Raw genomic sequence first — 22,366 nt, 5'->3', positions numbered from 1 at the left:
TTGTCCGCCGGCGGTGGTGCGCTCCGCAACCCCGACTTCGCGCGGCTGTGCGCCGGTCAGGCGGTCGCGCAGCTCGGCAGCCGCGGCTACGGCGTCGCGATCATGTTGTGGGTGCTCGCGGTCAGCGGTTCGGCCGCGACGGTCGGGCTGGTCTCGACCGTGACGATGGGTGCCTTCACGGCCGCGACGGTCCCGGCCGGCTGGATCGTCGACCGCTTCGATCGCCGTCGCGTCATGATCACCGTCGACGCCTGCTCGGCGGCCGCCGCCGCGGTGCTCGCGGGCTGCGCGTGGCGCGGTCTGTTCCATCCGGTGCCCGTCCTCGTCGCGGTGTCGGTGCTCGGGGCGGGGTGGGCGGTGCGCGGACTCGCCGAGGACGCGGCTGTGCCGCAGGTGGTTGAGCGCGAGCAGATCGGCACGGCGTACGGGCTTTTCGAGGCGCGGGGGTACGCGACCGGGGTGGCCGGCCCGCCGCTCGCGGCGACCCTCTACGGTCTCGGCGCCGCGCTGCCCTTCGCGGGACATGCCGTGTCGTTCGTGGTGGCGGGAGCGGCCGCGGCCCGGGTGCGCACCCCGCTGCAGGCGCCGCGCGTCCCCGGTTCCGCCGCGGAACGGCCGTGGGCCGCCATCCGGGACGGGGTGCGGTGGTTCGCCGCCCACCCGTTCGTCCGCACCACCGCGGCGCTGACGGCCGTCGCCGAGTTCGTGGTAAACGGCTGTGGTCTGGTGGTGGTCGTGCTCCTGGCCGACAGCGGCGCGCCGTCCTCGACGGTCGGGATCGCGCTCGCCGTCGCCTACGGCGGGGGCATGCTCGGGGCGCTGGCGGTGCCGCGGCTCCGCCGCCGGATCCCGGCCCACCGTCTGCTCGTGCTCTCGGCGGGCCTCGGTGTCCTGGCGGTCCTCGCGGCGGCCACGGGGTCACCGGTCGTCGCCGCCGCCGGTTATGCCGCCCTGCTGGCGGTGACCCCGTCGTGGTCGGTGGTGGTGACCGCACGCTGTGCCGAACTGGTGCCCGACGAGGTGCGGGGCCGGGTCGGCGCGGCGACCGGGCTGGTCACCTCGTTGCCGGCGATGTTCGCCCCGCTGACGGTGGGCGTGCTGACGACGGCCGTCGGCGCGGCGAGCACCGCGTGGATGCTCGCCGCGCTCCTCGGCGGGGTGGTCGTGGCGACCGCGGTCAGCCGGACGGTGCGCCTACAGGCCGGCGAGCCGCTCCCGCGCCGCGCGGTACTCGGTGGCGAGCCGGTCGACGAGCTCGGCGGCGGGGACGACGGCGTCGATCGCGCCGACGCCCTGCCCGGAACCCCAGATGTCGCGCCAGGCCTTCGCCTTCGCGCCGGTTCCGGAACTCTCGCCGGTGCCGAAGTCCATGGCCGACGGGTCCGACACGGCGAGGTTGTTCGGGTCGAGCCCGGCGGCTTCGATGCTGCCGCGCAGGTAGTTGCCGTGCACGCCGGTGAACAGGTTGGAGTAGACGATGTCGGCGGCGGTGGAGTCGACGATCATCTGCTTGTAGCGGGCGTCGGCGTTGGCCTCGGCGGTGGCGATGAACGCCGAACCGACGTAGGCGAGATCGGCGCCGGCGGCCTGGGCCGCGAGGATCGAACGGCCGTGCGCGATCGAGCCCGACAGCAGCAGCGGGCCGTCGAACCACTCACGGATCTCCTGGACCAGCGCGAACGGTGACTGGGCGCCCGCGTGGCCGCCGGCGCCGGCGGCGACGGCGATGAGGCCGTCGGCGCCCTTGTCGACGGCCTTGCGGGCGAAGGTGTTGTTGATGACGTCGTGCAGGACGATGCCGCCGTAGGAGTGGATGGCGTCGTTGACGTCGGTGCGGGCGCCGAGGGAGGTGATGACGACCGGGACCTCGAACTCGACGATCGTGGCGAGGTCTTCTTCGAGGCGGTCGTTGGAGCGGTGCACGATGAGGTTGACCGCGTAGGGCGCGGACGGCGCCTCGGGGTGGTTGGCGTCGTGCTTGGCGAGGGCCTCGGTGATGCGGGTGAGCCACTCGCGCAGCATCGCCTGGGGGCGCGCGTTGAGCGAGGGGAAGGAGCCGACGACGCCGGAGGTGCACTGGGCGATCACCAGGTCCGGACCGGAGACGATGAACATCGGCGACGCCACGACGGGCAGGCGCAGCCGGTCTTGCAGGATCGAAGGCAGGGCCATGCGAATCTCCTTGGTGATTTCGGTGTTACGACTGCCCGAGCTGGGCGGCCATGAGCGGGATGAGGGCCTGCAGGCCCTTCAGCGGGCGGGCCATGACCTTGAACGAGATGATCCGGCCGCGGTCGTCCCAGCGGATCAGGTCGATGCCGTTGACGTGGATGCCGTCGAGATCGGCGGTGAACTCGAGAACCGCCGAGTCGTCGTTGTACCACTCGTCGACGTAGCGGAACCCCGTACCGGAGAACACGGTGAGCGCCGCCCGCAGGTAGGCGACGGTCTTGGCCTTGCCTTCCTGCGGCGTGAACACCGCGGGGGAGGAGAACACGGCGTCGTCGGCGATCAGGTCCTCGAGGGCGGCCATGTCCTCGTGCTCGACGATGTGATGCCAGCGTTCGACGACGGGGGGCCGGGTACGAGTGGTCATGGTTCCCTCTCTGTGTTCGTCGCTTCGAGCGTAGGGGCCGCGCCACTAAACAGTCAATGGTGACCGTTCACCCGCGGAACGGCGGTACGGGCAGATCGTCGCGGAACAGGTCCGGCAGGTCTGCGGACACGCTGTCCGGGAACGCCGCGGGACGCTTCTCGAGGAACGCCGAGATGCCCTCGCGGGCGTCGCGCCCGACGCCGCGGAGGTTGATGCCGCGCGTCTCGATGCGGTGCGCGACCATGGGGTGCTCGGCGCCCAGCGTGCGCCACATCATCTGCCGCGAGAGCGCCACCGACACCGGGGCCGAGTGCTCGGTGAGGCTGCGGGCCAGCGCATACGCCCGCTCGAGCAGTTCGGCCCCGGGATACAGCGCATAGACGAGCCCGGCCGTGTGGGCCTCGGCCGCGTCGAAGATCCGTCCCGAATACACCCAGTCCAGGGCGGTCTGCAGCGGAACCAGGCGGGGCAGGAACCAGGTGGAGCACGACTCGGGGACGAGGCCGCGGCGGTTGAACACGAAGCCGATGCGGGCGTCGTCGGCGGCGAGGCGGAAATCCGCCGCGAGCGTCATGGTGATGCCGACGCCGACGGCCGGGCCGTTGATCGCCGCGATGATCGGCTTGCGGCACTCGAACATGCGCAGCACGACGCGGCCGCCGCCGTCGCGCCGGACGTCGGCGGCCGTGTCATCGCGCCGGACGTCGGCGGCCGTGTCATCGCGCCGGACGTCGGCGGTCGCGTCGTCGCTCGGCTCGTCGAGCCGCTGCGCGAACGTGTCGGCACCGCCGGAGAGGTCGGCGCCGGCGCAGAATGCGCGCCCGGCGCCGGTGAGTACAACGGCGCGCACGGAATCGTCGGCGTCGCAGCGATCGTAGGCCGCGATCAGCTCGTGCTCCATCGTGGTGGTGAAGGCGTTGAGCCGGTCGGGGCGGTCGAGGGTGATGGTGGCGATGCCGTCGGCCACGGCGAGTGCGATGTGTTCCACGCCGGCCAGCATGACATGTTTACTGAACGATCGGTAGGTGCCAGGGCCATGCACAGCGCGGCGCCCCCGTCACCACGGGAGTCGGCGACGGGGGCGCAGGGCGCGGCGTGCGGGCTTATCCGCGGGTCACGCGGCCGCGGCGGAACTCCCGGCCGCCCCAGATGCCGGACTGCCGGGTCTCGGTGGCGTAGGTGGCGCACGCGGTGGCAAGGGGGCAGCGGGCACACACGTTGCGGGCGTAGTCGAACGACTCCGACGGGTCCGGGAACCAGGCGTCCGGGGTCGCGTCGCCGCGGCACGCGGCCAGGTCCCAGTCCGGCGTGGCGTCCGACGGGGCGAGCAGGTCGGTGAGCATTGTGGTCACGGGCAGGTCCTCCTTCCGAGGATGGGGATGCAGATCTGGTCGGGGCGGCGCAGGACTCGCGACGGAGTCGCTGCCGCCCAGTGCGGTGACTCGAATCCGCTTGTGGCAGATGGGTTCTCGGTGCCGTAAACGAAGTCGGAGCGGCGGTCACCGGACGAGGGGTGTCCGCCCGGCGGTCAGCACCTGCCGGGTGGTGCCGCCGGCGGCCCCGCATGTCGGGGCCCGGCCGGCGGAAGGATGCCCGCGACGGGATGCCGCATCGGCTGCCGCACCGGCGCAGCCGGGGGTGATGTGCACATCGCATGCCTCCTTCCGTGTCGTGGCCTTCCGTGTCGTGGCCGTCGTCGATCGGTCGGGTCCAACACGCCCCGCGGCCGGGTTCTTCCCGCCCGTGCGCGAACAGTGACGGGTACCTCATGACCCCGGCCTCCCTACATAGGTTTCGGCTATGGGTCGATACCCCGTTCGGACTTTGTCTCGGGCGCCGGTCCGGTGATCGACTCGACGGGACGTTCCGCCCCGTGCCCGGCCGGAACCCCGAGGATCCCGAGGAGACACCACGTGAGCGCTGTACTGACCGAGTTCGGCGACGGCATCGCCGTCATGACCATCAACCGGCCCGAGGCGCGCAACGCCGTCGATCTCGAGGTCGCCAAGGCGCTCGCCGCCGCCGTCGACGAGTTCGAGGCGCGACCGGACCTGGTCGTCGGGATCATCACCGGCGCCGGCGGCACCTTCTGCGCCGGCATGGACCTCAAGGCGTTCACCCGGGGCGAGCGGCCCTCGCTGCCCGGACGGGGATTCGCCGGGCTCACGGAGCGGCCGCCGACCAAGCCGCTGATCGCCGCGGTCGAGGGCTGGGCACTCGCCGGCGGGTGCGAGCTCGCCCTCTCGGCGGACCTCGTCGTCGCCGCCCGGGGCGCCAAGTTCGGCCTGCCCGAGGTCAAGCGCGGGCTCGTCGCCGCGGCCGGCGGTCTGCTGCGCCTGCCCAAGGTGCTGCCCTACCAGCTCGCCATGGAGATCGTGCTCACCGGTGACCCCCTCACCGCCGAGGTGGCGCACGCGCACGGCCTGGTCAACACCCTCACCGAGCCGGGCGCGGCCCTCGACGGCGCGCGGGCGCTCGCCGCCCGCATCAGCGGCAACGGACCGCTCGCCGTCCGTGCCTCCAAGCAGATCATGTCGTCGGCCGTGCAGTACACCGACGCGGAGGCGTTCGCGTCGCAGCGTGCGCTCGTCGAGCCGGTGTTCGCCTCCGCGGACGCGCAGGAAGGGGCCCGCGCGTTCGCCGAGAAGCGCGCGCCGGTGTGGCGCGCGGAGTGACGGCTCCGGGAACCGCTACGACGCGAGGATCCGGGCCTTCTCGGCCTCGAACTCGGCCTCGGTCAGCACACCCTGCGTCTTCAGTTCGGCGAGTTCCTTCAGGGCGGTGATCCGGTCCATGCCGCCGGCGCCGCTCTCTGCGGGGGGAGCGGCGGCCGGCGCCGGGGCGGGCGGTGGTGGCGCGTACTGGGGCTGTTCCTCCGCCGCCCAGCGCCGGCCCTGGCGCCGGGAGACCCGGTTGGAAACAGCGGTGGCGGTTCCGGCCACCACGGCGGTGCGGGCGACCCCGCGAAGCAGTCCGGGCATGACGGTGTTCTCCTCGGGTGGGCGTTCGGCGTAGTCGGAATCGGATCCTGCTGCGGTGGTTCAGGTCTGGGCGTCGAGCGCCTCGAGTGATGCGAGGATGCTCTGAACCGGGATGCGGCCGGAGGCGACGAGTTGGGCTCCGTTGCGGCGCAGGGCGGCCGCGAAGGGTGCGGCCCAGGTGTTCTCGTAGACGACGATCGCCGCCGAGCATCCCGGTTCGAGAGCCGCACCGGCCTCGCCGAGGTCGGTGTCGTCGAGCAGGCCGGTGGCCGCCTCGGCGAAGAGGGTCACGTCGATGTCGCCCTCGAGTCCGACCTCGGAGATGTCGATCCCGCTCAGCGAGCCGTCGGTGTCCTTGCGGACGAAGGCGAGGTCGAGCACGCGGATGATTCCGCGCGCGACGAGGTCACGCAGCAGCGGCAGGGCCGAGCCGTCGGGCTGACGGTCTGCCGGGAACTCGACGACGAGATAGTCGATGGGACCTATTTCGTCGATGTCGGCATCGTTCACGGGTATACCTCTTTTCGCTGTGCCGGGAACGGGGCCATCGGGCCGTGTCCACCCGCGTCGACTCGGTGGCTGGTGCACGCGACCGACCCCGGCAGCCACCATCCTGCTCCGCTCGGTCCCGGAATGCCCTCGCTTCGGTCGATGTGGTGACCAAAGGCCTCTCGCATCCCTGGAATGCCGGTCGTCGGGCGGTCGAGGTCCGGCGAAGATCATCAACTCTATGCGAGGCGGCCGGTGGCGCGCGCACAATACCGTACGTCGGGCCGAATCGAAGGGAAGGCGATTGGCATGTCCCAGGACACGAGTGTCAAACACGATGTGGCGGCCGGTACCTCCATGGGCGCCGCGATCATTCTCGTCACGATCGGCATCCTCCAGGTCTTCCAGGGGATCGCCGCCGTGGCGGAGGACGAGTTGTTCGTCGTCGGGATCGAGTACACCTACAAGTTCGACTTCACCACCTGGGGATGGATCCACATCGTGCTCGGTGCGGTGATCGCTCTGGTGGGTTTCGCGCTGTTCACCGGCGCGACCTGGTCGAGGGTGGCGGCCATCGTGCTTGCGTCGCTGTCGATTCTCGCCAACTTCATGTGGCTGCCGTACTACCCGTGGTGGTCGGTGCTCATCATTGCGCTCGATGTGGTCGTCATCTGGGCGGTGGCCACGTGGAACCCCCGACGGGACTACTGACCGCGGCACCGCCGGGTTGGGACGTCGCCGATGACCGACGGTGAGGCCGGGCCGAGCCTGCCGGGGGTGGGGGGCCGCCGGTTGCTGTGGCTGGCTGTGCTGCGGCCGGCGCTCACCACGATCGTGTTGTTGATCGCGTACTTCGTGCTGCCGTTCGAGGATTTCGACGATGTCTCGGCCGTGGCAGTGCTCGCCGGTGGGTTCCTGGTGGTGTGCGCCGTGTGCGCCTGGCAGATCCGGCAGGTGCTGCGGTCACCGTATCCCGCAGTGCAGGCGATCGAGGCGCTGCTGCTGACGGTCGCCGTCTACCTGGTCGGGTACGCGACCGCGTATCACGTCCTGTCGTACAACGTTCCGGAATCGTTCGACGTGCCGCTCTCACGGATCGATGCCCTGTATTTCTGCGTGACCGTTTTCGCGACAGTGGGTTTCGGAGACATCGTCGCCACCACCCAGGCCGCGCGGGCGGTCGTCACCGCACAGATGGTTGGCAACCTCGTCCTCCTGGCGCTCGGCCTCCGGTTCCTGACCGCCGCCGTGAAGTGGCGCCAACAGCAGAAGAAGACGTGAGAGGGAGAACCTGATGACCGAGACCTCGAGAAGCGAGCCAGTGGTCGAACACCCCACCAGGGAGGAGCGGGCGGAACGGGGGCGGGCGGCCCGCAGCCGGACCCCGCTGTCCGCGCTCGCCGAGTTCGATACGAGCCGTCGCCCCGATCCGCTCGACCTGCTGGAGCGGCAGGCGACGTCCCGGGTGCCGGAGCTGGTTCCGGTGCGCTACGGCCGCATGGCAGAAACGCCGTTCTCCTTCTACCGGGGTGCGGCTCTGGTGATGGCGGACGATCTGTCCCGCGGGCCCACCACGACCGTCCTCACCCAGCTGTGCGGGGACGCGCACATGAGCAATTTCGGAATCTTCGCCACCCCGGAACGCAAGCTGACCTTCGACATCAACGACTTCGACGAGACCTACCCCGGCCCGTTCGAGTGGGACGTAAAGCGACTGGTCACCAGCCTCGTGATCGCCGCGCGGGACAACACTTTCACGGGCAAGCAGCAGGCGCGCATCGCCCGCGCCTGCGCAGCGGAGTATCGCGAGACGATTGCCCGGCAGGCGGAGCGGGGAAATCTGGCGGTGTGGTATTCGCACATCGAGCCCAGCACCGAACTCACGGAACTGCGCGACGAACTCGACTCGTCCATGAAGAAGCGCCTGCGCAAGACGCTCGAGAAGTCGCGCCACCGGGACAGCGTCCAAGCGCTGTCCAAGTTGACCGAGGTGGTCGACGGCCGTCGCCGGATCATCAGCACCCCGCCGCTCATCGTCCCCATCGAGGAGGTCTTCGCTGCCGCGGACCTCGAACAGCTGTACCAGGAACTGCATCAGCGCCTGCGTGACTATCGGTCGACGCTCCAATGGGACCGTCGGGTGCTGCTCGAACAGTTCGAGTTCGTGCAGGCGGCGCGCAAGGTGGTCGGCGTCGGCAGCGTCGGAACCCGGGCCTGGATCTTCCTGTTGCGCGGCACGGGTGACGACGACCCGCTCTTCCTGCAGGCCAAGGAGGCCCAACGGTCCGTTCTCTCGTACTACGTGGACGGCCCCACGTTTGCCAACGAGGGTGAACGTGTGGTCAACGGCCAACGTTTGATGCAGGCGGCCAGCGACATCTTCCTCGGCTGGCAGCAGGGCCCCGGACCGGACGGGGTCCGGCGAGACTTCTACCTGCGTCAGTTGCGGGACGGCAAGGGCTCGGCGGTCGTCGAGGCGATGACTCCCACCGGAATGACGCTGTACGGGCGGCTGTGCGGACGGGTACTGGCGTATGGGCACGCCCGATCCGGCGACCGCATCGCGATCGCCGAGTATCTCGGTTCCGGCACCGAATTCGACGACGCCATCACGGCATTCGCGATCGCCTACGCCGAACAGAACACACGCGACCACGCCGCACTCCTCGGTGCGATCTCCGAGGGGCGGATCACTGCCCGGCGAGGTATCTGATCCTGACGGGCCCCCTCACCGAACGGGAGGTCATGCCTCTTCCAATGCCTCGCCGATTCCCTGGAGGAGGCGGTGGTGATGCGCCTCGGCCAGAAGGTGACCCGCGGTGAGAGCAACTGCAACCGGCCATTCGAGGAGCTCGAGGGCAACCAAGGTGCCGATACCCGCGAGGTAGGCGAGCTGCTCGGGTGGCGGAATGCTGATGCGGCCCATGATCGGCAGGTCCAGGACGAGGTGTTCGGCTTCGCGCAGCCGTTCGAGGGCGGGCCGAGGCGCTGTCGCAGCTGACGTCGTGGCAGTCATGGGAGCCTCTTTCACTGTCGGTTCTACGGACGACGTTCCCTCCCCGTCCGTACTTGCGGATTCTGCTGCCATGTCACTGCCGGATCGGTGGGGCCGGAGTGGCGCGATCGGCCCTCTGCGGTCCGGGCGGCTCCCCCACGGTGCGCACGCCGTCGGGGAGCCGATTCGTGTTTCGGCCGCAGGGTCAGCGCCGGTCTCTGCGGTCCTCTCGTCGATCTTCCCGGCGGTCGGAACGACGGCGGACACCGTGAGCGACCACCGCCGCCGTCGCGACGGTCGTGGCCGTACGAGCCACGGGCGCGGGTCCGATCACCGCGGCGCGACGCATACGCCTGGCTGCGAGGGGCATGTCAGTCTCCTTCTTGTTCGTCGGCCTCGATTGCGGCCAGCAGGGCTTGTACGGGGATGCGGCCGCTGGCCACCAGCTGTCCGCCGGCCCTGCGTACCGCCGATGCGAACGGCGCGGCCCACAGGTTCTCCCACACCAGCAGGGCCGCGGTGCTGCCGGGCTCGACGGCCGCGGCGACCGCTTCGACGTCCTCCTCGCTGAGCAACATCGCCAGCTCGGCTTCGTAGGAGCGGAGCGCGCCGATCTCGCTCTCGTCCAGGTCGGCGAGCTCGAACGCTTCGAGCGATCCGTCGGCGTCCTTCTTCAGCAACAGCAGATCCAGTACGCGTACTGTTCCGCGTTCGACGAGGTCGTCGAGCGCGGGTGCGATCTCGCCCCTGAACCTGCTGCCCGGGAACTCCACCACGATCCAGTCCACCGGACCGAGTTCGTCGATGTCGCCGCCGAGTTGCTGTTGGACTTGTTCGGTCATCTCGTCATCTCCTCTGCCGAGCTGCTGTCCGTGGAATACCAAGGGCGACAGATCGTTCGTGAGTTCCACGTCCGACGGGCGGTCCTCTACGAGCCGCCTCGTCTCGGATGGCCGGCTTGTCGAAGAGTTAGATGACGACCTGGCAAGTCGGTCTGCCGGTGTTTATCCGACAGAGTCGACGCTAGACCTGATGGCCGCGCCCGGAAAGGGGATCCGGTGAAGGCCGCTCGATCCGATGACCTACCGTGCCGGAAATGGACCCGAGCAAGGCAGATCGGATGTTCCGGACACAGATCCGGTGCCGCGCCGTCTACGCCTCGTGTGCCGGCTGCTGTTCGGGACGGGGGTGACGGCGGAACCATGCGGCGTACCGGTCGGCGAGGGGGGCGGCGGTGACCCCGTGGGCGAGGACCGACAGGCCCACGGTGACGACGGCGGTGAGCAGCAGCAGGTCCTCGTGGGGCAGGGTGCCGGGTTCTTCGAGAATCAGGATGACGAAGACGATGGTGGCCAGTCCGCGGGGGCCGAACCAGCCGAGGAAGGCAAGGGTCGGGGTGCGGGCGTGGGTGCCGAGCAGCGACAGCGCGACGGGGACCATGCGGACGACGGTCAGGCTCAGCACGGCGTAGGCGAGCACCGGCCACGACAGGTGTCCGAGGGCCGGGCTGAGCAACACCGCCCCGAAGACGATGAACGTGACGGCATTGAACACATCCCCGGCCTCGTCGATCAGGTGGGAGACCTCCCCCTCGGCGCGGCGCCGGATCGCCCCGAAGGTCAGCCCGCCGACGAACGCGGCGATGAATCCCGAGCCGCCGAGGGGCACGGCGACGGTGTAGGCCAGCGTGGCGGCGGCCACCGGCACGATCTGAACCCACAACGGGTCGATCGTGCGGTGCCGCCCGGCGAGGATGAGCACCGCCGCCGCGACCGCCCCGGCACCTACCCCGGCGACGATGCCGTAGCCGATCTGCTCGGTGACCAACCGTACGGCTGCACCGCCGCCGATTGCCCCGGACTCGGCGCGTGCGATCGCCAGCACGATCAGGAACAGCGGTACGCAGATGCCGTCGTTGAGGCCGCTTTCGACGTTGAGTCCCTGGCGCACCCGCGACGGCAGGATCGGCAGGGTGACCACCGCCTGCCCGAGAGCGGCGTCGGTGGGCGCGAGGAGCACGGCGAGCAGCAGCGCCTCGGGCCAGGAGAGGTCGCCCAGCACGAGCACCGCGGCGCCGAACCCGGCCGCGATGGTCAGCGGTAGTCCTATACCGAGAAGGCGTGCAGGAAGTGAGATCTCGGCTCGTAGAGCGGTCGGGTCCACGCGGGCGGCGTCGGAGAACAGCACGAGGGCGAGGGTGACCTCGGCGAGAAGTTTCACCGTTTCGCTGGTGGCCTCGACGTCGATCAGCCCGGCAGCCTGTGCGCCCAGCACGAGGCCGCCGACGGTGAAGACCATCGGGGCCGTGACGGAAGTGCCCGCGACCCGTCCGGAGATCGCCGCGAATACGAGCAGGATGCCGGCGATCGCCGGAAGCGCCCAGGTCACGATGCCCCCTCCGCGGGCGGAGGGCGGTGGCGGGGTGCGTCGGCCGGCCATCGGCGTCCGCGCGGCAGAACGAGAGCTGCCACACCCAACCACAGCGGAATTCCCAGGAACACCAAGATGATCCACGTCATGAGTCGGGTCCTTCTCGCCTCGCCGCACCGGATTTCCGGGACCGGCTCGACCGGAGGGGCGGCGTCGTCACATTCTGCCGAATCCGAGACATCGTGCGAAGAACTTCGGCGGATCGGGCCGTTTGCATGGTCGGCGATTCGGACGGTCGGTACGCTCGAGACGCCGGAGACCGACAGGTCTGCTCGAGATCGGGAGCGTCGCCATGGCAAGGACCCACCACGGAAAGATCGCCGTCGACATCCGCGACTCCGTCCCGGACTGGGCGCCGTATCTGCCTGCGCAGGCGCCCGAGGGCGCCCCGAACGTCCTGATCATCGCGTGGGACGACGTCGGGTACGGCAGCATGGACATCTTCGGGGGCCCGATCGAGGCACCCACCATGCGCCGCATCGCCGACCGGGGTGTGAAGTACTCGAACTTCCACACCACCGCGCTGTGCTCCCCGACACGGGCGTCGCTGCTGACCGGGCGAAACGCGACGACCAACGGCATGGCGACCATCGCCGAGTTCAGCTCCGGGTTCCCGGGCATCTCCACCCACATTCCCTTCGAGAACGGGTTCGTCTCCGAGGTGCTGGCCGAGCAAGGGTGGAACACCTACTGCGTCGGCAAGTGGCACCTGACCCCGGGCGACGAGACGAACATGTCGGCGGTCAAGGCCCGGTGGCCGTTGGGCCGCGGGTTCGAGCGGTTCTACGGCTTCCTCGGCGGCGAGTCGAGCAGCTGGTACCCCGACCTGGTGTACGACAACCATCCGATCGACGCCCCCGGCACCCCGGAGGACGGCTATCACCTGTCGAAAGACCTGGCGGACAAGGCAATCGAATTCATCCGCGACGCCAAGGTCGTCGACCCGGACAAACCGTTCTTCATGTACCTGGCCCCGCAGGCCGGGCACGCCCCGCATCACGTGTTCACCGAATGGGCCGACCGGTACAAGGGCAGGTTCGACCAGGGCTACGAGGCCATCCGTGCCGAGATACTGCAGCGGCAGAAGGACCTCGGGTTGCTGCCCGAGGGCACCGAGCTTTCCCCGATCAATCCGCACGGGGAACCGGCCACCACCGGACCCGACGGACAGCCGTGGCCGCTGCTCGACACCGTCCGGCCCTGGGACTCGCTCACCGCCGACGAGCAACGCCTGTTCGTACGGATGGCCGAGGTCTTCGCCGGCTACATCTCCTACACGGACGATCAGCTCGGCCGAGTGATCGACCTGCTCGAAACGACCGGCGAGCTCGACAACACCCTCATCGTCGTGGTCTCCGACAACGGTGCCAGTGGTGAAGGAGGGCCGAACGGATCGTTCAACGAATGGCGGTTCTTCAACGGGGTTCCCGACACCACCGAGGGCACCCTGCCGCACCTCGACGAGCTCGGCACACCGCTGTCGTACAACCACTACAACACCGGCTGGGCGTGGGCCTTCGACACACCGTTTCCGTACTGGAAGCGCTGGGCCGGCTACGAGGGTGGCGTCGCCGACATGTGCGTGCTCTCGTGGCCGGCGCGGATCGACGCCTCGGCCGAGCCCCGCCCGCAGTACGTCCACGCCGTCGATGTCGTCCCGACGATCTACGAGTTGCTCGGCATCACCCCGCCCGAGGTCCTGAAGGGGTACACCCAGAGTCCGCTCGAGGGAGAGAGCTTCGCGTCCTCGCTGACCGATCCCGCAGCGCCGGGCAAGGCCGTGCAGTTCTACGCGATGCTGGGGCAGCGCTCGCTGTATCACGAAGGGTGGCTCGTCTGTTCCGTGCATCCGCCGCTGTCCGGGTGGGGCCACTTCGACAAGGATGTGTGGGAGCTGTACCACCTCGCGGAGGACCGGGCGCAACTGCACAACCTCGCCGACGCCGAACCCGAGCGGCTGGAAACCCTGAAGAGTCTGTGGTTCTACTACGCCGGCCGCTACCACGGGCTACCGCTGGACGACCGCAGCGCCCTCGAACAGGTGCTCGCCGAACGCCCCCGCCCGGGAAAAGCGCGAGACCGCTACGTCTACTACCCGGACTGCGCGGACGTCCCCGAGGCGGCCGGTGTCGCCATCACCGGACGGTCCTACACGATCGTCGCCGGAGTCCACGTGGACTCGGCTGATGCCGAGGGCGTCCTCTACGCCCACGGCGGCCTGGCCGGCGGCCACAGCCTCTACGTCAAGGACTGCCGTCTGCGCTATGCCTTCAACTGGGTCGGCACGCACCTGCAGACCGTGGTCGCCGACCGGGACATCACTCCCGGTGCCCACGTGTGCACCGCCGAATTCGCAGTCGCCGGGAAGAACACCGATCCGGCGATGCCGGGCTTCGCCGGCACCCTCACCCTCTACGTCGACGATCAGCAGGTGGCCACCGGTGAGATCGTCACCCAGCCGGGGGTGTTCTGCCTCGTCGGTGACGGTATCTGCGTCGGGCGTGACAGTGCCTCTCCGGTCACCCCGGACTACGTGTCCCCGTTCCGGTTCACCGGGGGCACGATCGACAAGGTCGTCGTCGACGTTTCCGGCGAACGCTATGTCGACCACGAGGCGCAGGTGCGGGCCTGGTTCTCGATCGATTGACCGGCGCTGCTCAGCGGCCGCGCACGATGCAGCGGAATCCGATGTGGCAGGTGGAGGTTTCCGCGCTTTCCCCCTGCCTGGCTGCGGGCCGGTAGCGCAAGCAGTAATTGGGGGCGCAGAGGTGCGATCCGCCCTTGATGACCCGCCGGGGATGGGCCTCGGCACCGGTCTCCGGCGCGAGCGTGCGTGGGTTGGCGGGAATGCAGCACGCCGTGGCGGGGGCGGTGTCACGTCCGTCCGCCCCGTGACGAGCGGTGAAGTAGTCCGTCGTCCATTCCCACACGTTGCCTGCCACGTCGACCAGGCCGTAACCGTTGGGCCGGAAGCTGCCCACCGGAGACGTGCCGACGTACCCGTCTTCGGCGAGGTTCTGCCACGGGAACTCGCCCTGCCAGGTGTTGGCCAGGTACCGCCCCTTCGGGGTGTACTCGTCGCCCCACACGAACCGGGCCCGATCCAGGCCGCCGCGGGCCGCGAACTCCCACTCGGACTCGGTCGGCAGCTCCTTGCCCGCCCACCGAGCGTAGGCGAGCGCGTCGTAGTGGGACACGTGCGTCACCGGATGGTGTTCGCGGCCGCCGGCCGAACTTCCGGGGCCCTCGGGATGCCGCCAATCCGCACCCGGCACCCACGACCACCACCGGCGGTAGTCGTCGAGGGGTACGCGCCGAGCCGGCGGGGTGAACACCAGCGACCCGGGTACCAGCAGCGCCGGGTCGGCATCGGGATAATCGGCGGGTTCGGGCGCGACCTCGGCGGTGGTGACGTGGCCGGTGTCCTTCACGAAACGCCGGAACTCGGCGACCGTGACCGGATGAATGTCCATCCAGAATCCGTCCACACTCACCTGGTGGACCGGACGCTCCTCGGGGTAGAACTCCTCCGACCCCATCCAGAAGGTTCCGCCCGGAATCCAGGTCATCTTCTTCGGTGCTCGACCCGCCGACGCCGCTGGCTGCATGCGTCGAGTATCTCGGAACCGGCTCGCTGCGAGCGGGTCCTCGGGATGCCGCGCAGGTCCTGGCCTGTCAGACCTGCATTCCGGTCTGTCCCGCGGATGCCTGTCCCAGAGCCGTGGCCTTGAGTTGCTCGAACTCCGCTTGGGTGATCACTCCCGAGTCGTGCAGCGCCTTCGCATCGGCGATCTGCTCGGCCGGGGACTTGCCGGCCACCTGCCGGATGTACTCGTCGGTGGCCTGCTTGGTCTCCTGCTGGGCACGCATCGACCGCTCCGCCATGCCGCGGCCCCGGGCGATCAGATACACGAACGCGGTCAGGTACGGGAGGACGACCAGCCCGATCACCCAGAGGGCTTTGGCGAAGCCGGAAACGGTGTGATCGCGGAACAGGTCGACCAAGATCTGGAACAGCACGATCAGGTACGCCACGAACGCGAACACGATGATCGTGTACCACACGTAATCCCAGAACGAATCCATGATGTGCACCTCCTGTGAGCGGCTCCGGCGATGGACCGAACCTCCGCGATATCGGGCGACTCACATCGAGAATGGCACCCCAACCGGCGTCTCCGCAGGGGATAAAGACCTTGAAACCCACCCCGACCCTGAAACCCACCGTCCCCCCGGGTGTCCTCGACACGAAGACGCCCGTACGCGGGCCGGGCCCGCATCCGACACGAACGCGGCGCGACCTGTGTCCGTTTCGAGACGTGCTCGCGGTCGAAGCGGTGATTCAATGGTGAGATGTGCAGATGGATGGCATATTCCGGCGACCCGATCCTTGCCGAGGATCTGCTGTTCCGCCCGCAGCACTCGCTGATCGATCAGAGCCTGCATTCGCGCCTCGGAGCCACCACCACCAACGGTGACGGTTTCGGCATCGGATGGTACGGGAGAGGGCCGGAGCCGGCGGTGTTCAAGAGCATCGATCCGGCCTGGAACGACCGGAACCTGCGCGAGCTCGCCGCTCAGGTGGAGACACCGCTGCTGTTCGCACACGTGCGGGCCTCGACCGGGACGCACGTCCAGCGCAGCAACTGCCATCCCTTCCGGCACGGGCGCTGGTTGTGGATGCACAACGGGGTCCTCAACGGGTTCCGGGAGATCAAACGCGAGCTCGTGCTGGCGGTGGATCCGGCGCTCTACCCCGACATCGAGGGCTCGACCGACTCCGAGATGCTGTTCTATCTCGCGCTGACGTTCGGTCTCACCGAGGACCCGTTCACTGCCGTCGCCCGGGCTGTCGGATACGTGGAGAAGATCGCGCACGCCCATGCGATCGAGCATCCCGTGCAGATGACCGTGGCGACCACGGACGGAGAGTCGATGTGGGTGTTCCGTTATTCCAGCGAAGGCAAGAGCCGATCGCTGTTCTTCTCCACCAAGCTCGCCAGGCTCCTCGAGCTGCATCCCGAGGTGGAGGTGCTGCACCAGCTCGGTGCCGAGACCCGCTTCATCGTCTCCGAACCGCTGCGCGATCTGCCGGACGCATGGAACGAAGTACCCGAGTCCTCCGCGGGCGTGGTCCGGCCCGGCGAGGACGAGATCCGGCCGTTCCGGCCGCTCGCACCGGTGTAGGCCCGGCGGAGCAGAGCCTCTGCGTCGGGGTAGGCGGGACCGGGTGCAGACCGTGCCGGGAGACAGGGGACTCCAACAGGTCCCCGTCCCTGATCAACCGAATCGAGCGATGACCTTGTGCCCTACGCCACAGGCCCTCGCCGGCGGAACACTGTAGTCAAGTAACTGCAGGAGTTTCGAGATGAACGCAGAGCAGCCCCTGGCCCTCCGGTTATGGCGCCGCGCTCCGTGGAGCGGCAACCCGCTGATGCGACGATCCGAGCGAGTCGAATCCGCACTCGTTCTGGTCGTCGCGATGTTCGTGCTCGTCATGGTGCCCCTCGCCGCCGCGTACGGGACGGCGACCTACGCGCGGGTCGGCCAGCTTGCGCTGGAGGAACGCCTGGAACGCCACCAGGTGACGGCGATCCTCCTCGAGGAGCCGGGACCGACGGGCACCGGTTCGATGACGGACACTGCGACCCGGGGTCCGGGGGACCCGGACCGAGCGACCGCGCGGTGGACGACCGGGACCGACGAAACGCGCACGGGGAAGGTGGAGACGCCCTTCGGCGCGAAGCCGGGCGAGACGATCGACATCTGGATCGATTCGACCGGTGATCCCGTCGCCGCGCCCAGGACCGGCTCGGACGGCGTCGTGGCCGGTGTCAGTGCCGCACTCACGGTGTGGGGGGTGGGCTCCGGCATCGCCCTGCTGCTCCTCTACGGAGTTCATCGTGTCGGCGTGCGGCGGAGGCTGTCGGCATTGGATCGCGAATGGAACGAAACCGGACGGAGCCCGGGATGGACGTTGGGTTGACCGCCCCCGGGTCTGCGGGCCGGGGGTCTGCAGGCCGGTCAGCAGCGCACACGGCGATGCTCGGCAGCGCGGAGAGGATTCCTCGATCCGGTCGCAGCACAAGAAGATACGCGGGGAGGCCGAGATGAGCGACTGGGTCTGCCGGTTGGTGGTGTCGACGGAATCCGGCGACAGTCCGGCTCAGCTGCATATGGTGCTCCGCGACGATCTCACGGACGCGGAGGTGCTCGCCCGTGTCCTCGGCCTGGTTCACGAGTTCTATGGTCCCGGCGTGCAGGTCGACGACCTGAAGCCCGAGTCCTGGGCGCAGACCCGAACTGCGTCCCCGGTCCGTTCACCCGGCGGATGAGGGAAAAGGAGGCATACAGCAAGACATTTCACACAGTCACATCGAACTGCATCTCGGACTCGTGCCGCCGGAGGGCACGCTTCGTCCGTGCTGCCGTGCCTCTGTCACCGAGTGGAAAGAGAAGACGATGGACAGCGACATTTCGCGCAGCGGCACGGGCACCGCTCCGCTCGACACCGCCGAGCGGGCCGAGCTGGAGCGGTTGCGGGCCGAGGTGGCCGCACTGCGGGCACGGACAGAGGCCGCGCCCGAGGCCCCGCCGCCACCCCCGCCCGTATCGCGTCCGCCGCGGCACGCGCTGCGCTGGACTGCGGTGGCGATTCTGACGGTGCTGGTCGCACTGCTGGCGATCGCGTCGGTGACGGCGCGGTTCGTGCGCAGCGAGATCCTCGACACGGACCGGTACGTCACCACGGTGGCCCCGCTCGGTTCCGATCCCGCGGTGCAGACCGAGATCGCGGGCACGGTCACCGACGAGATCTTCGCGCGGGTCGATGTCGAAGGCCTCACGTCCGACGCGCTGACCGCCCTGACCGATGCCGTTCCGGCGACCGCGGACGCGCCGCGCGTGGACCGGGCGGTGGAGGGGCTCGCGCCGGTGATCGCCGGGCAGGCACGCAACTTCGTGTACGAGACGGTGCTGTCGCTGGTGCAGACCGACCAGTTCGAGGATCTGTGGATCCAGGCCAACCGTGCAGCGCACACCGGGCTGGTGGCAGTCGTCACCGGTGAGGGCGGCCCGTCCTCGGTAACGGTGGACGAGAGCGGCACGGTCAGCATCTCCCTCGGCACGATCATCGACAACGTCAAGGCCCGCCTGCTGGACCGGGGATTCTCCTTCGCCGAGAAGATCCCGAACATCGACAAGCAGTTCGTGCTGTTCCAGTCGCCGGAGCTGATCAGGGCGCAACGGGCGGTCAGCGCTCTGGACACGGCGTCGGATGTGCTGCCGTGGCTGACGATCGCCGCCGCGGTGGCCGCGGTGGCCGTGGCTCCGCCCGGGCGTCGCCGTCGTGCCCTGGCGTTCGTCGGGACGGCACTGCTCGTGGGGATGCTGATCCTCGCGATCGCGCTGATCGTCGCCCGATCCCTCTATCTCGGCGACATTCCCCCGGACGTGCTGTCCCCGGACGCCGCCTCGGCGATCGCCGACACGATGCTGGTGCCGCTGCGGACCGCACTGCGGGCGGTGGCGATCCTCGGCCTGGTGATCGCGGTCGGGGCGTACCTGACCGGGGGATCAGCCTCCGCGACCGCCGTCCGTCGCGGATTCGGGCGAGGCATGGACGCGGTGCAGCGGTCCCGTAAGCCGCGGCCACCGAACCAGGTGGAAGCCGGGGCCTACCGGGCCCGGACGGCGTTGCGGCTGGCGATCATCGGCATCGCCGCCGTGATGCTGATGTTCTGGCGGTACCCGACCGGTCTCGTGGTCGTGTGGATCGTTCTCGGTGCCCTGCTGGCGTTGCTCGCGCTCGAGGTGCTGATCCGGCCGGCACGAACCTGGGAGCAACCGACGGAGATCGTGCCCGACGCGGACTCGAAGACCGGGACGTGAGCCCGGTGGACGCCGTTCCCGGCGACGAGGTGCCGGTCTCCCGCCGATGGTGGGCGCGTGCGGCGTTCGCCGCCGTCCTCGGCGCTGCCGCCGTTCCGGTGATCGTCGCGGGCCTGCGCGGCGCCCTCGCACTCCTGGCGGTGAGCGTGACGGTGGCAGCGGTGACGGTCGCGGCTCTCTACTGGTTCCTCGCGAGCCGGGGGCTGCTGCGCGCGCTGTCACTGGGTCTCGCAGTGGTCGCCCCCCTCGCGCTGCCCGTGCTGTTCGTGCGGGAGCGCGTGCTCTGGGTCGCGTTGGTGTCGGTCGCGCTGGTGCTGCTCGCCTTGGCGTGCGCGCGGGCGGCCCTGCGCCGTGACACAGAGCAGGGGATGCCCGAGTACCCCGCCGCGCCGGTCCACCGCCCGTTCCTGGTGATGAACCCCCGTTCGGGGGGCGGCAAGGTCGTGAAGTTCGATCTGCAACGCAAGGCCGAGGAACTCGGTGCCGAGGTAGCCCTGCTCGCGGGACCGGGGCCCGTCGACGTCGAGGCCCTGGCCCGGCAGGCGGTGGAGCGGGGCGCCGACCTGCTCGGTGTCGCCGGGGGCGACGGGACACAGGCCCTGGTGGCGGCGATCGCGGCCGAGCACGGGCTGCCGTTCCTGGTGATCAGCGCCGGCACACGGAACCACTTCGCGCTGGATCTGGGACTGGACCGGGAGGACCCGGCCGCAGGCCTGGACGCTCTGCGGGACGGGGTGGAACTGCGCATCGATCTCGGCAGGATCGGGGGACGGGTGTTCGTCAACAACGCCTCGTTCGGCGTCTACGCCGACGTGGTGCAGAGCCCGGAATACCGGGACGACAAGGCCGGGACGGCCCTGCGGATGATGCCCGACCTGCTCGCTCGCGACAGCGCCACCCGGCTGAGGGCCCGCATCGACGGCGACACGACGGTGGAAGGCGCGCAGGCCGTCCTGGTGAGCAACGACCCGTACGCGACCGACGACCTCGCGGGGCTGGGACGACGGCCCCGGCTGGATCGCGGGGTGCTCGGGGTGGTGACGATCTCGGTAGCCGGCGCGGGGCAGGCGGTCGACCTGCTGCGCCGCACGCACAGCCGGGGGCTGGTTCAGCGCGCGGCCACCGAGGTGATCGTCGACGCGGAGGCGCCGGAAATACCGGTCGGCGTGGACGGGGAAGCGCTGATGTTGCCCACGCCTGTGCGCTGCACCGTCGAGCCGCAGGCGCTGCGGGTGCGGGTGCCCCGGCGCCGTCCGGGAACCCTGGTCTCGGCACCCACCTGGGACTGGGTGCGGCTCCGGGACCTGGCCTGGCGGCCTCAGCGCTCGTCGTCGGTCTCGTCGGGCCTGCGCTGACCCTCGCCGGGCCGTGCGCCCACCGGCCGGCGCGGTAGCGATCCGGTGCCGAACAGTGCGGCGACGGTGATCAGTGCCGTGACGGCGAAGGCCACCTGCAGGGCCTCGAGCCGCGCGTCCGAGTTGACCTCGACGATCGCATCCGCGGTGGCCTCGTCCACCCCGGCCTCGTCCAGGGCACCCTCCAACTGGGTGTCGGACAGGAACGGCACCCCGGCAGCCATGTCCGTGGTGGCCTGCTGTTGCACCGATTCCGGCACGGCCGGGTTGTTCTCGATGCCGGCGATGACGGAGGTGGTCAGGGTGGCGATCAGGATGGAGCCGATCAGGGCGGTCCCCAGTGACGCGCCGAGATTGGTCGCCGTGTTCTGCAGACCGCCGACCTCGGCGCTCTGCGAGTCCGGCACCGCGGACACCGTGACCGCACCGAGCTGGGAGGCCAGCGCGCCCAGTCCGAGACCCATCAGCAGCATCGGGATCGACACGACCGCCGCATTTGCGCCGGGATCCATCCCACCCACGAGGATGAGGATGCCGACGACCATGATCCCGAGGCCGATCCGGACGATGCGCCGGGGATTCGCCTGGGGTCGCAGCTTGGGGATGCCGACGGCCGCCAGGACCAGAGCGATCGACAGCGGAAGGATCCGCACACCCGTCTCGAGCGCACTGAGTTCGAGGACCACGGACAGGAACAGGGGGACGGAGAAGAACACCCCGGCCTGAATGAGGAATTGGGCGAAGAACATGCTCAGACCGCCGGTGAGCTGGCTGTTCCTCAGCAGCGCGGGGTCGACCAGCGGTTCGCCGCCCGTCTTCGCCAGGTACGTCTCCCGCCGCAGGAACAGGTAGAGCACGAAGAGTCCACCCAGCAGCAACCAGATGACGGGAGACAGACCCAGGATCGCCGGTCCGCCGGGTTTGGTTTGGATCCAGCCCCATTCGCTCGAGCGCAGCACGCCGTAGACGAACATTCCCAGGCCGGCGACCGACAGGAGCGAGCCGACGAGGTCGAGCCGGATCCGCTGCGGTGGAATGTCTTCCACGCGACGCAGCGCGAGCAGGATCAGGACGACGATGACGACCTCGCCGAAGAAGACGTAGCGCCAGGACGCGAACGTGGTCACCGCCCCACCGAGCAACGGCCCCACCGCGACTGCCGCGGCACCCGCCGCGGCCACCAATCCGTAGGCGGCGGGGCGGCGTTCGGCGGGGAAGTTCGCCGCGACCAGGGAAACGATCGCGGGCATGATCAGGGCGGCGCCGATGCCCTCGAGCAGGGACCAGCCGATGAGGAGGACGGTGAGATTCGGCGCGATCCCGGTGACGAACGACCCGGCGCCGTAGATGATCAGGCCGAGCCCGAACGCGCGGCGCCGCCCGAGGATGGTGCCGATCTTGCCGCCGGTGATCATCAAGCTGGCCATCACCAGGGTGTAGAGGGTGATGGCGGTCTGGATGCCGGTGATGGTGGTGCCCACGTCCGCGGCCACTGTCGCCATCGACACGTTCATCACGGAGCTGTCGAGCGTCATCAGGAACTGCCCCGCAGCCAGTACTGCGAGCACCAGTGCGGAACCCGAGGCCACCGCCGGACCCTTCGGCGAACTGTCAAGACTCATGCATCGAC

General features: G+C 69.5%; 22 protein-coding genes and 1 pseudogene. 11 read left to right on the top strand and 12 right to left on the bottom strand.

The window, feature by feature from the left end; all coding sequences use genetic code 11:
* Positions 1-1,146 (top strand): annotated as a pseudogene (locus A4U64_RS27915) (MFS transporter); the annotation flags it as partial.
* A gap of 48 nt (positions 1,147-1,194) precedes the next feature.
* On the opposite strand, the gene A4U64_RS23705 reads toward A4U64_RS27915, so the two are convergent.
* The 4 genes from A4U64_RS23705 to A4U64_RS23690 all read right to left on the bottom strand — a co-directional run bounded on the left by A4U64_RS23705 (position 1,195) and on the right by A4U64_RS23690 (position 3,948).
* Positions 1,195-2,172, bottom strand: coding sequence for an NAD(P)H-dependent flavin oxidoreductase (locus tag A4U64_RS23705; protein WP_065923212.1), 978 nt, complete (start codon positions 2,170-2,172; stop codon positions 1,195-1,197).
* Between the two features lie 25 nt (positions 2,173-2,197).
* A complete protein-coding gene (locus A4U64_RS23700; protein WP_029546954.1) occupies positions 2,198-2,596 on the bottom strand; it encodes a nuclear transport factor 2 family protein in 399 nt (132 codons plus the stop codon).
* 67 nt (positions 2,597-2,663) lie between these two features.
* Complete coding sequence (locus tag A4U64_RS23695; protein WP_198163343.1) at positions 2,664-3,584, bottom strand: crotonase/enoyl-CoA hydratase family protein; 921 nt, start codon at positions 3,582-3,584, stop codon at positions 2,664-2,666.
* A gap of 115 nt (positions 3,585-3,699) precedes the next feature.
* On the bottom strand, positions 3,700-3,948 hold the full coding sequence (locus tag A4U64_RS23690) for a WhiB family transcriptional regulator (RefSeq protein ID WP_006940478.1): 249 nt from the start codon (positions 3,946-3,948) through the stop codon (positions 3,700-3,702).
* 561 nt (positions 3,949-4,509) lie between these two features.
* Here A4U64_RS23690 and A4U64_RS23685 point away from each other — a divergent pair.
* Positions 4,510-5,271: a crotonase/enoyl-CoA hydratase family protein gene (locus tag A4U64_RS23685; protein WP_050034351.1), complete on the top strand. Its 762-nt coding sequence runs from the start codon at positions 4,510-4,512 to the stop codon at positions 5,269-5,271.
* Positions 5,272-5,286: 15 nt separating this feature from the next.
* On the opposite strand, the gene A4U64_RS23680 is transcribed toward A4U64_RS23685, so the two are convergent.
* Together A4U64_RS23680 and A4U64_RS23675 are read right to left on the bottom strand one after the other, a co-directional pair.
* Positions 5,287-5,577 (bottom strand): SHOCT domain-containing protein, encoded by a 291-nt coding sequence (locus A4U64_RS23680; RefSeq protein WP_029546956.1) that lies wholly within the window; start codon positions 5,575-5,577, stop codon positions 5,287-5,289.
* Positions 5,578-5,637: 60 nt separating this feature from the next.
* The gene (locus A4U64_RS23675; protein ID WP_006940473.1) at positions 5,638-6,087 is read right to left on the bottom strand and encodes a DUF6325 family protein; all 450 of its coding nucleotides are present in this window, start codon (positions 6,085-6,087) and stop codon (positions 5,638-5,640) included.
* Between the two features lie 288 nt (positions 6,088-6,375).
* On the opposite strand from A4U64_RS23675, the gene A4U64_RS23670 reads away from it, so the two are divergent.
* The 3 genes from A4U64_RS23670 to A4U64_RS23660 are packed head-to-tail and all read left to right on the top strand — an operon-like array spanning position 6,376 to position 8,779.
* On the top strand, positions 6,376-6,777 hold the full coding sequence (locus tag A4U64_RS23670; protein WP_006940472.1) for a DUF7144 family membrane protein: 402 nt from the start codon (positions 6,376-6,378) through the stop codon (positions 6,775-6,777).
* A gap of 30 nt (positions 6,778-6,807) precedes the next feature.
* Entirely contained in the window at positions 6,808-7,347 is a 540-nt protein-coding gene (locus tag A4U64_RS23665) for a potassium channel family protein (protein WP_006940470.1), read from the top strand.
* 13 nt (positions 7,348-7,360) lie between these two features.
* Complete coding sequence (locus A4U64_RS23660) at positions 7,361-8,779, top strand: DUF2252 domain-containing protein (protein ID WP_006940468.1); 1,419 nt, start codon at positions 7,361-7,363, stop codon at positions 8,777-8,779.
* A 30-nt stretch (positions 8,780-8,809) separates the two neighbouring features.
* On the opposite strand, the gene A4U64_RS23655 is transcribed toward A4U64_RS23660, so the two are convergent.
* From A4U64_RS23655 to A4U64_RS23645, 3 genes are all read right to left on the bottom strand, one after another.
* Positions 8,810-9,082 (bottom strand): hypothetical protein, encoded by a 273-nt coding sequence (locus tag A4U64_RS23655; RefSeq protein ID WP_006940466.1) that lies wholly within the window; start codon positions 9,080-9,082, stop codon positions 8,810-8,812.
* Positions 9,083-9,432: 350 nt separating this feature from the next.
* The gene (locus A4U64_RS23650) at positions 9,433-9,903 is read right to left on the bottom strand and encodes a DUF6325 family protein (protein ID WP_044476165.1); all 471 of its coding nucleotides are present in this window, start codon (positions 9,901-9,903) and stop codon (positions 9,433-9,435) included.
* Positions 9,904-10,213: 310 nt separating this feature from the next.
* Entirely contained in the window at positions 10,214-11,449 is a 1,236-nt protein-coding gene (locus A4U64_RS23645; protein ID WP_044476162.1) for a cation:proton antiporter, read from the bottom strand.
* 334 nt (positions 11,450-11,783) lie between these two features.
* Between A4U64_RS23645 and A4U64_RS23640 the strand changes: the two genes are divergently transcribed.
* Positions 11,784-14,138, top strand: a complete 2,355-nt coding sequence (locus A4U64_RS23640) for an arylsulfatase (protein ID WP_006940457.1) — start codon at positions 11,784-11,786, stop codon at positions 14,136-14,138.
* Positions 14,139-14,148: 10 nt separating this feature from the next.
* On the opposite strand, the gene A4U64_RS23635 is transcribed toward A4U64_RS23640, so the two are convergent.
* Together A4U64_RS23635 and A4U64_RS23630 are read right to left on the bottom strand one after the other, a co-directional pair.
* Positions 14,149-15,060 (bottom strand): formylglycine-generating enzyme family protein, encoded by a 912-nt coding sequence (locus tag A4U64_RS23635; protein ID WP_006940454.1) that lies wholly within the window; start codon positions 15,058-15,060, stop codon positions 14,149-14,151.
* 106 nt (positions 15,061-15,166) lie between these two features.
* A complete protein-coding gene (locus A4U64_RS23630; RefSeq protein WP_006940452.1) occupies positions 15,167-15,577 on the bottom strand; it encodes an SHOCT domain-containing protein in 411 nt (136 codons plus the stop codon).
* A gap of 279 nt (positions 15,578-15,856) precedes the next feature.
* On the opposite strand from A4U64_RS23630, the gene A4U64_RS23625 reads away from it, so the two are divergent.
* From A4U64_RS23625 to A4U64_RS23605, 5 genes are all read left to right on the top strand, one after another.
* The gene (locus tag A4U64_RS23625) at positions 15,857-16,678 is read left to right on the top strand and encodes a class II glutamine amidotransferase (RefSeq protein WP_043798319.1); all 822 of its coding nucleotides are present in this window, start codon (positions 15,857-15,859) and stop codon (positions 16,676-16,678) included.
* A gap of 181 nt (positions 16,679-16,859) precedes the next feature.
* Positions 16,860-17,477, top strand: coding sequence for an Rv1733c family protein (locus A4U64_RS23620; protein WP_029546965.1), 618 nt, complete (start codon positions 16,860-16,862; stop codon positions 17,475-17,477).
* Positions 17,478-17,601: 124 nt separating this feature from the next.
* Entirely contained in the window at positions 17,602-17,826 is a 225-nt protein-coding gene (locus A4U64_RS23615; RefSeq protein WP_006940443.1) for a hypothetical protein, read from the top strand.
* 127 nt (positions 17,827-17,953) lie between these two features.
* Positions 17,954-19,381 (top strand): hypothetical protein, encoded by a 1,428-nt coding sequence (locus A4U64_RS23610; RefSeq protein WP_006940442.1) that lies wholly within the window; start codon positions 17,954-17,956, stop codon positions 19,379-19,381.
* Positions 19,378-20,736, top strand: a complete 1,359-nt coding sequence (locus A4U64_RS23605; RefSeq protein ID WP_044476161.1) for a diacylglycerol/lipid kinase family protein — start codon at positions 19,378-19,380, stop codon at positions 20,734-20,736. The genes A4U64_RS23610 and A4U64_RS23605 overlap by 4 nt, the downstream gene beginning before the upstream one ends.
* Here A4U64_RS23605 and A4U64_RS23600 read toward each other — a convergent pair.
* Positions 20,700-22,358: an MFS transporter gene (locus tag A4U64_RS23600; RefSeq protein ID WP_006940435.1), complete on the bottom strand. Its 1,659-nt coding sequence runs from the start codon at positions 22,356-22,358 to the stop codon at positions 20,700-20,702. The genes A4U64_RS23605 and A4U64_RS23600 overlap by 37 nt on opposite strands.
* Between the last annotated feature and the right edge of the window lie 8 nt (positions 22,359-22,366).

The sequence above is a fragment of the Rhodococcus sp. WB1 genome (genome assembly GCF_001700945.1).
Classification (GTDB): domain Bacteria; phylum Actinomycetota; class Actinomycetes; order Mycobacteriales; family Mycobacteriaceae; genus Rhodococcus; species Rhodococcus aetherivorans.
This window is presented reverse-complemented; position numbering and strand designations above follow the sequence as displayed.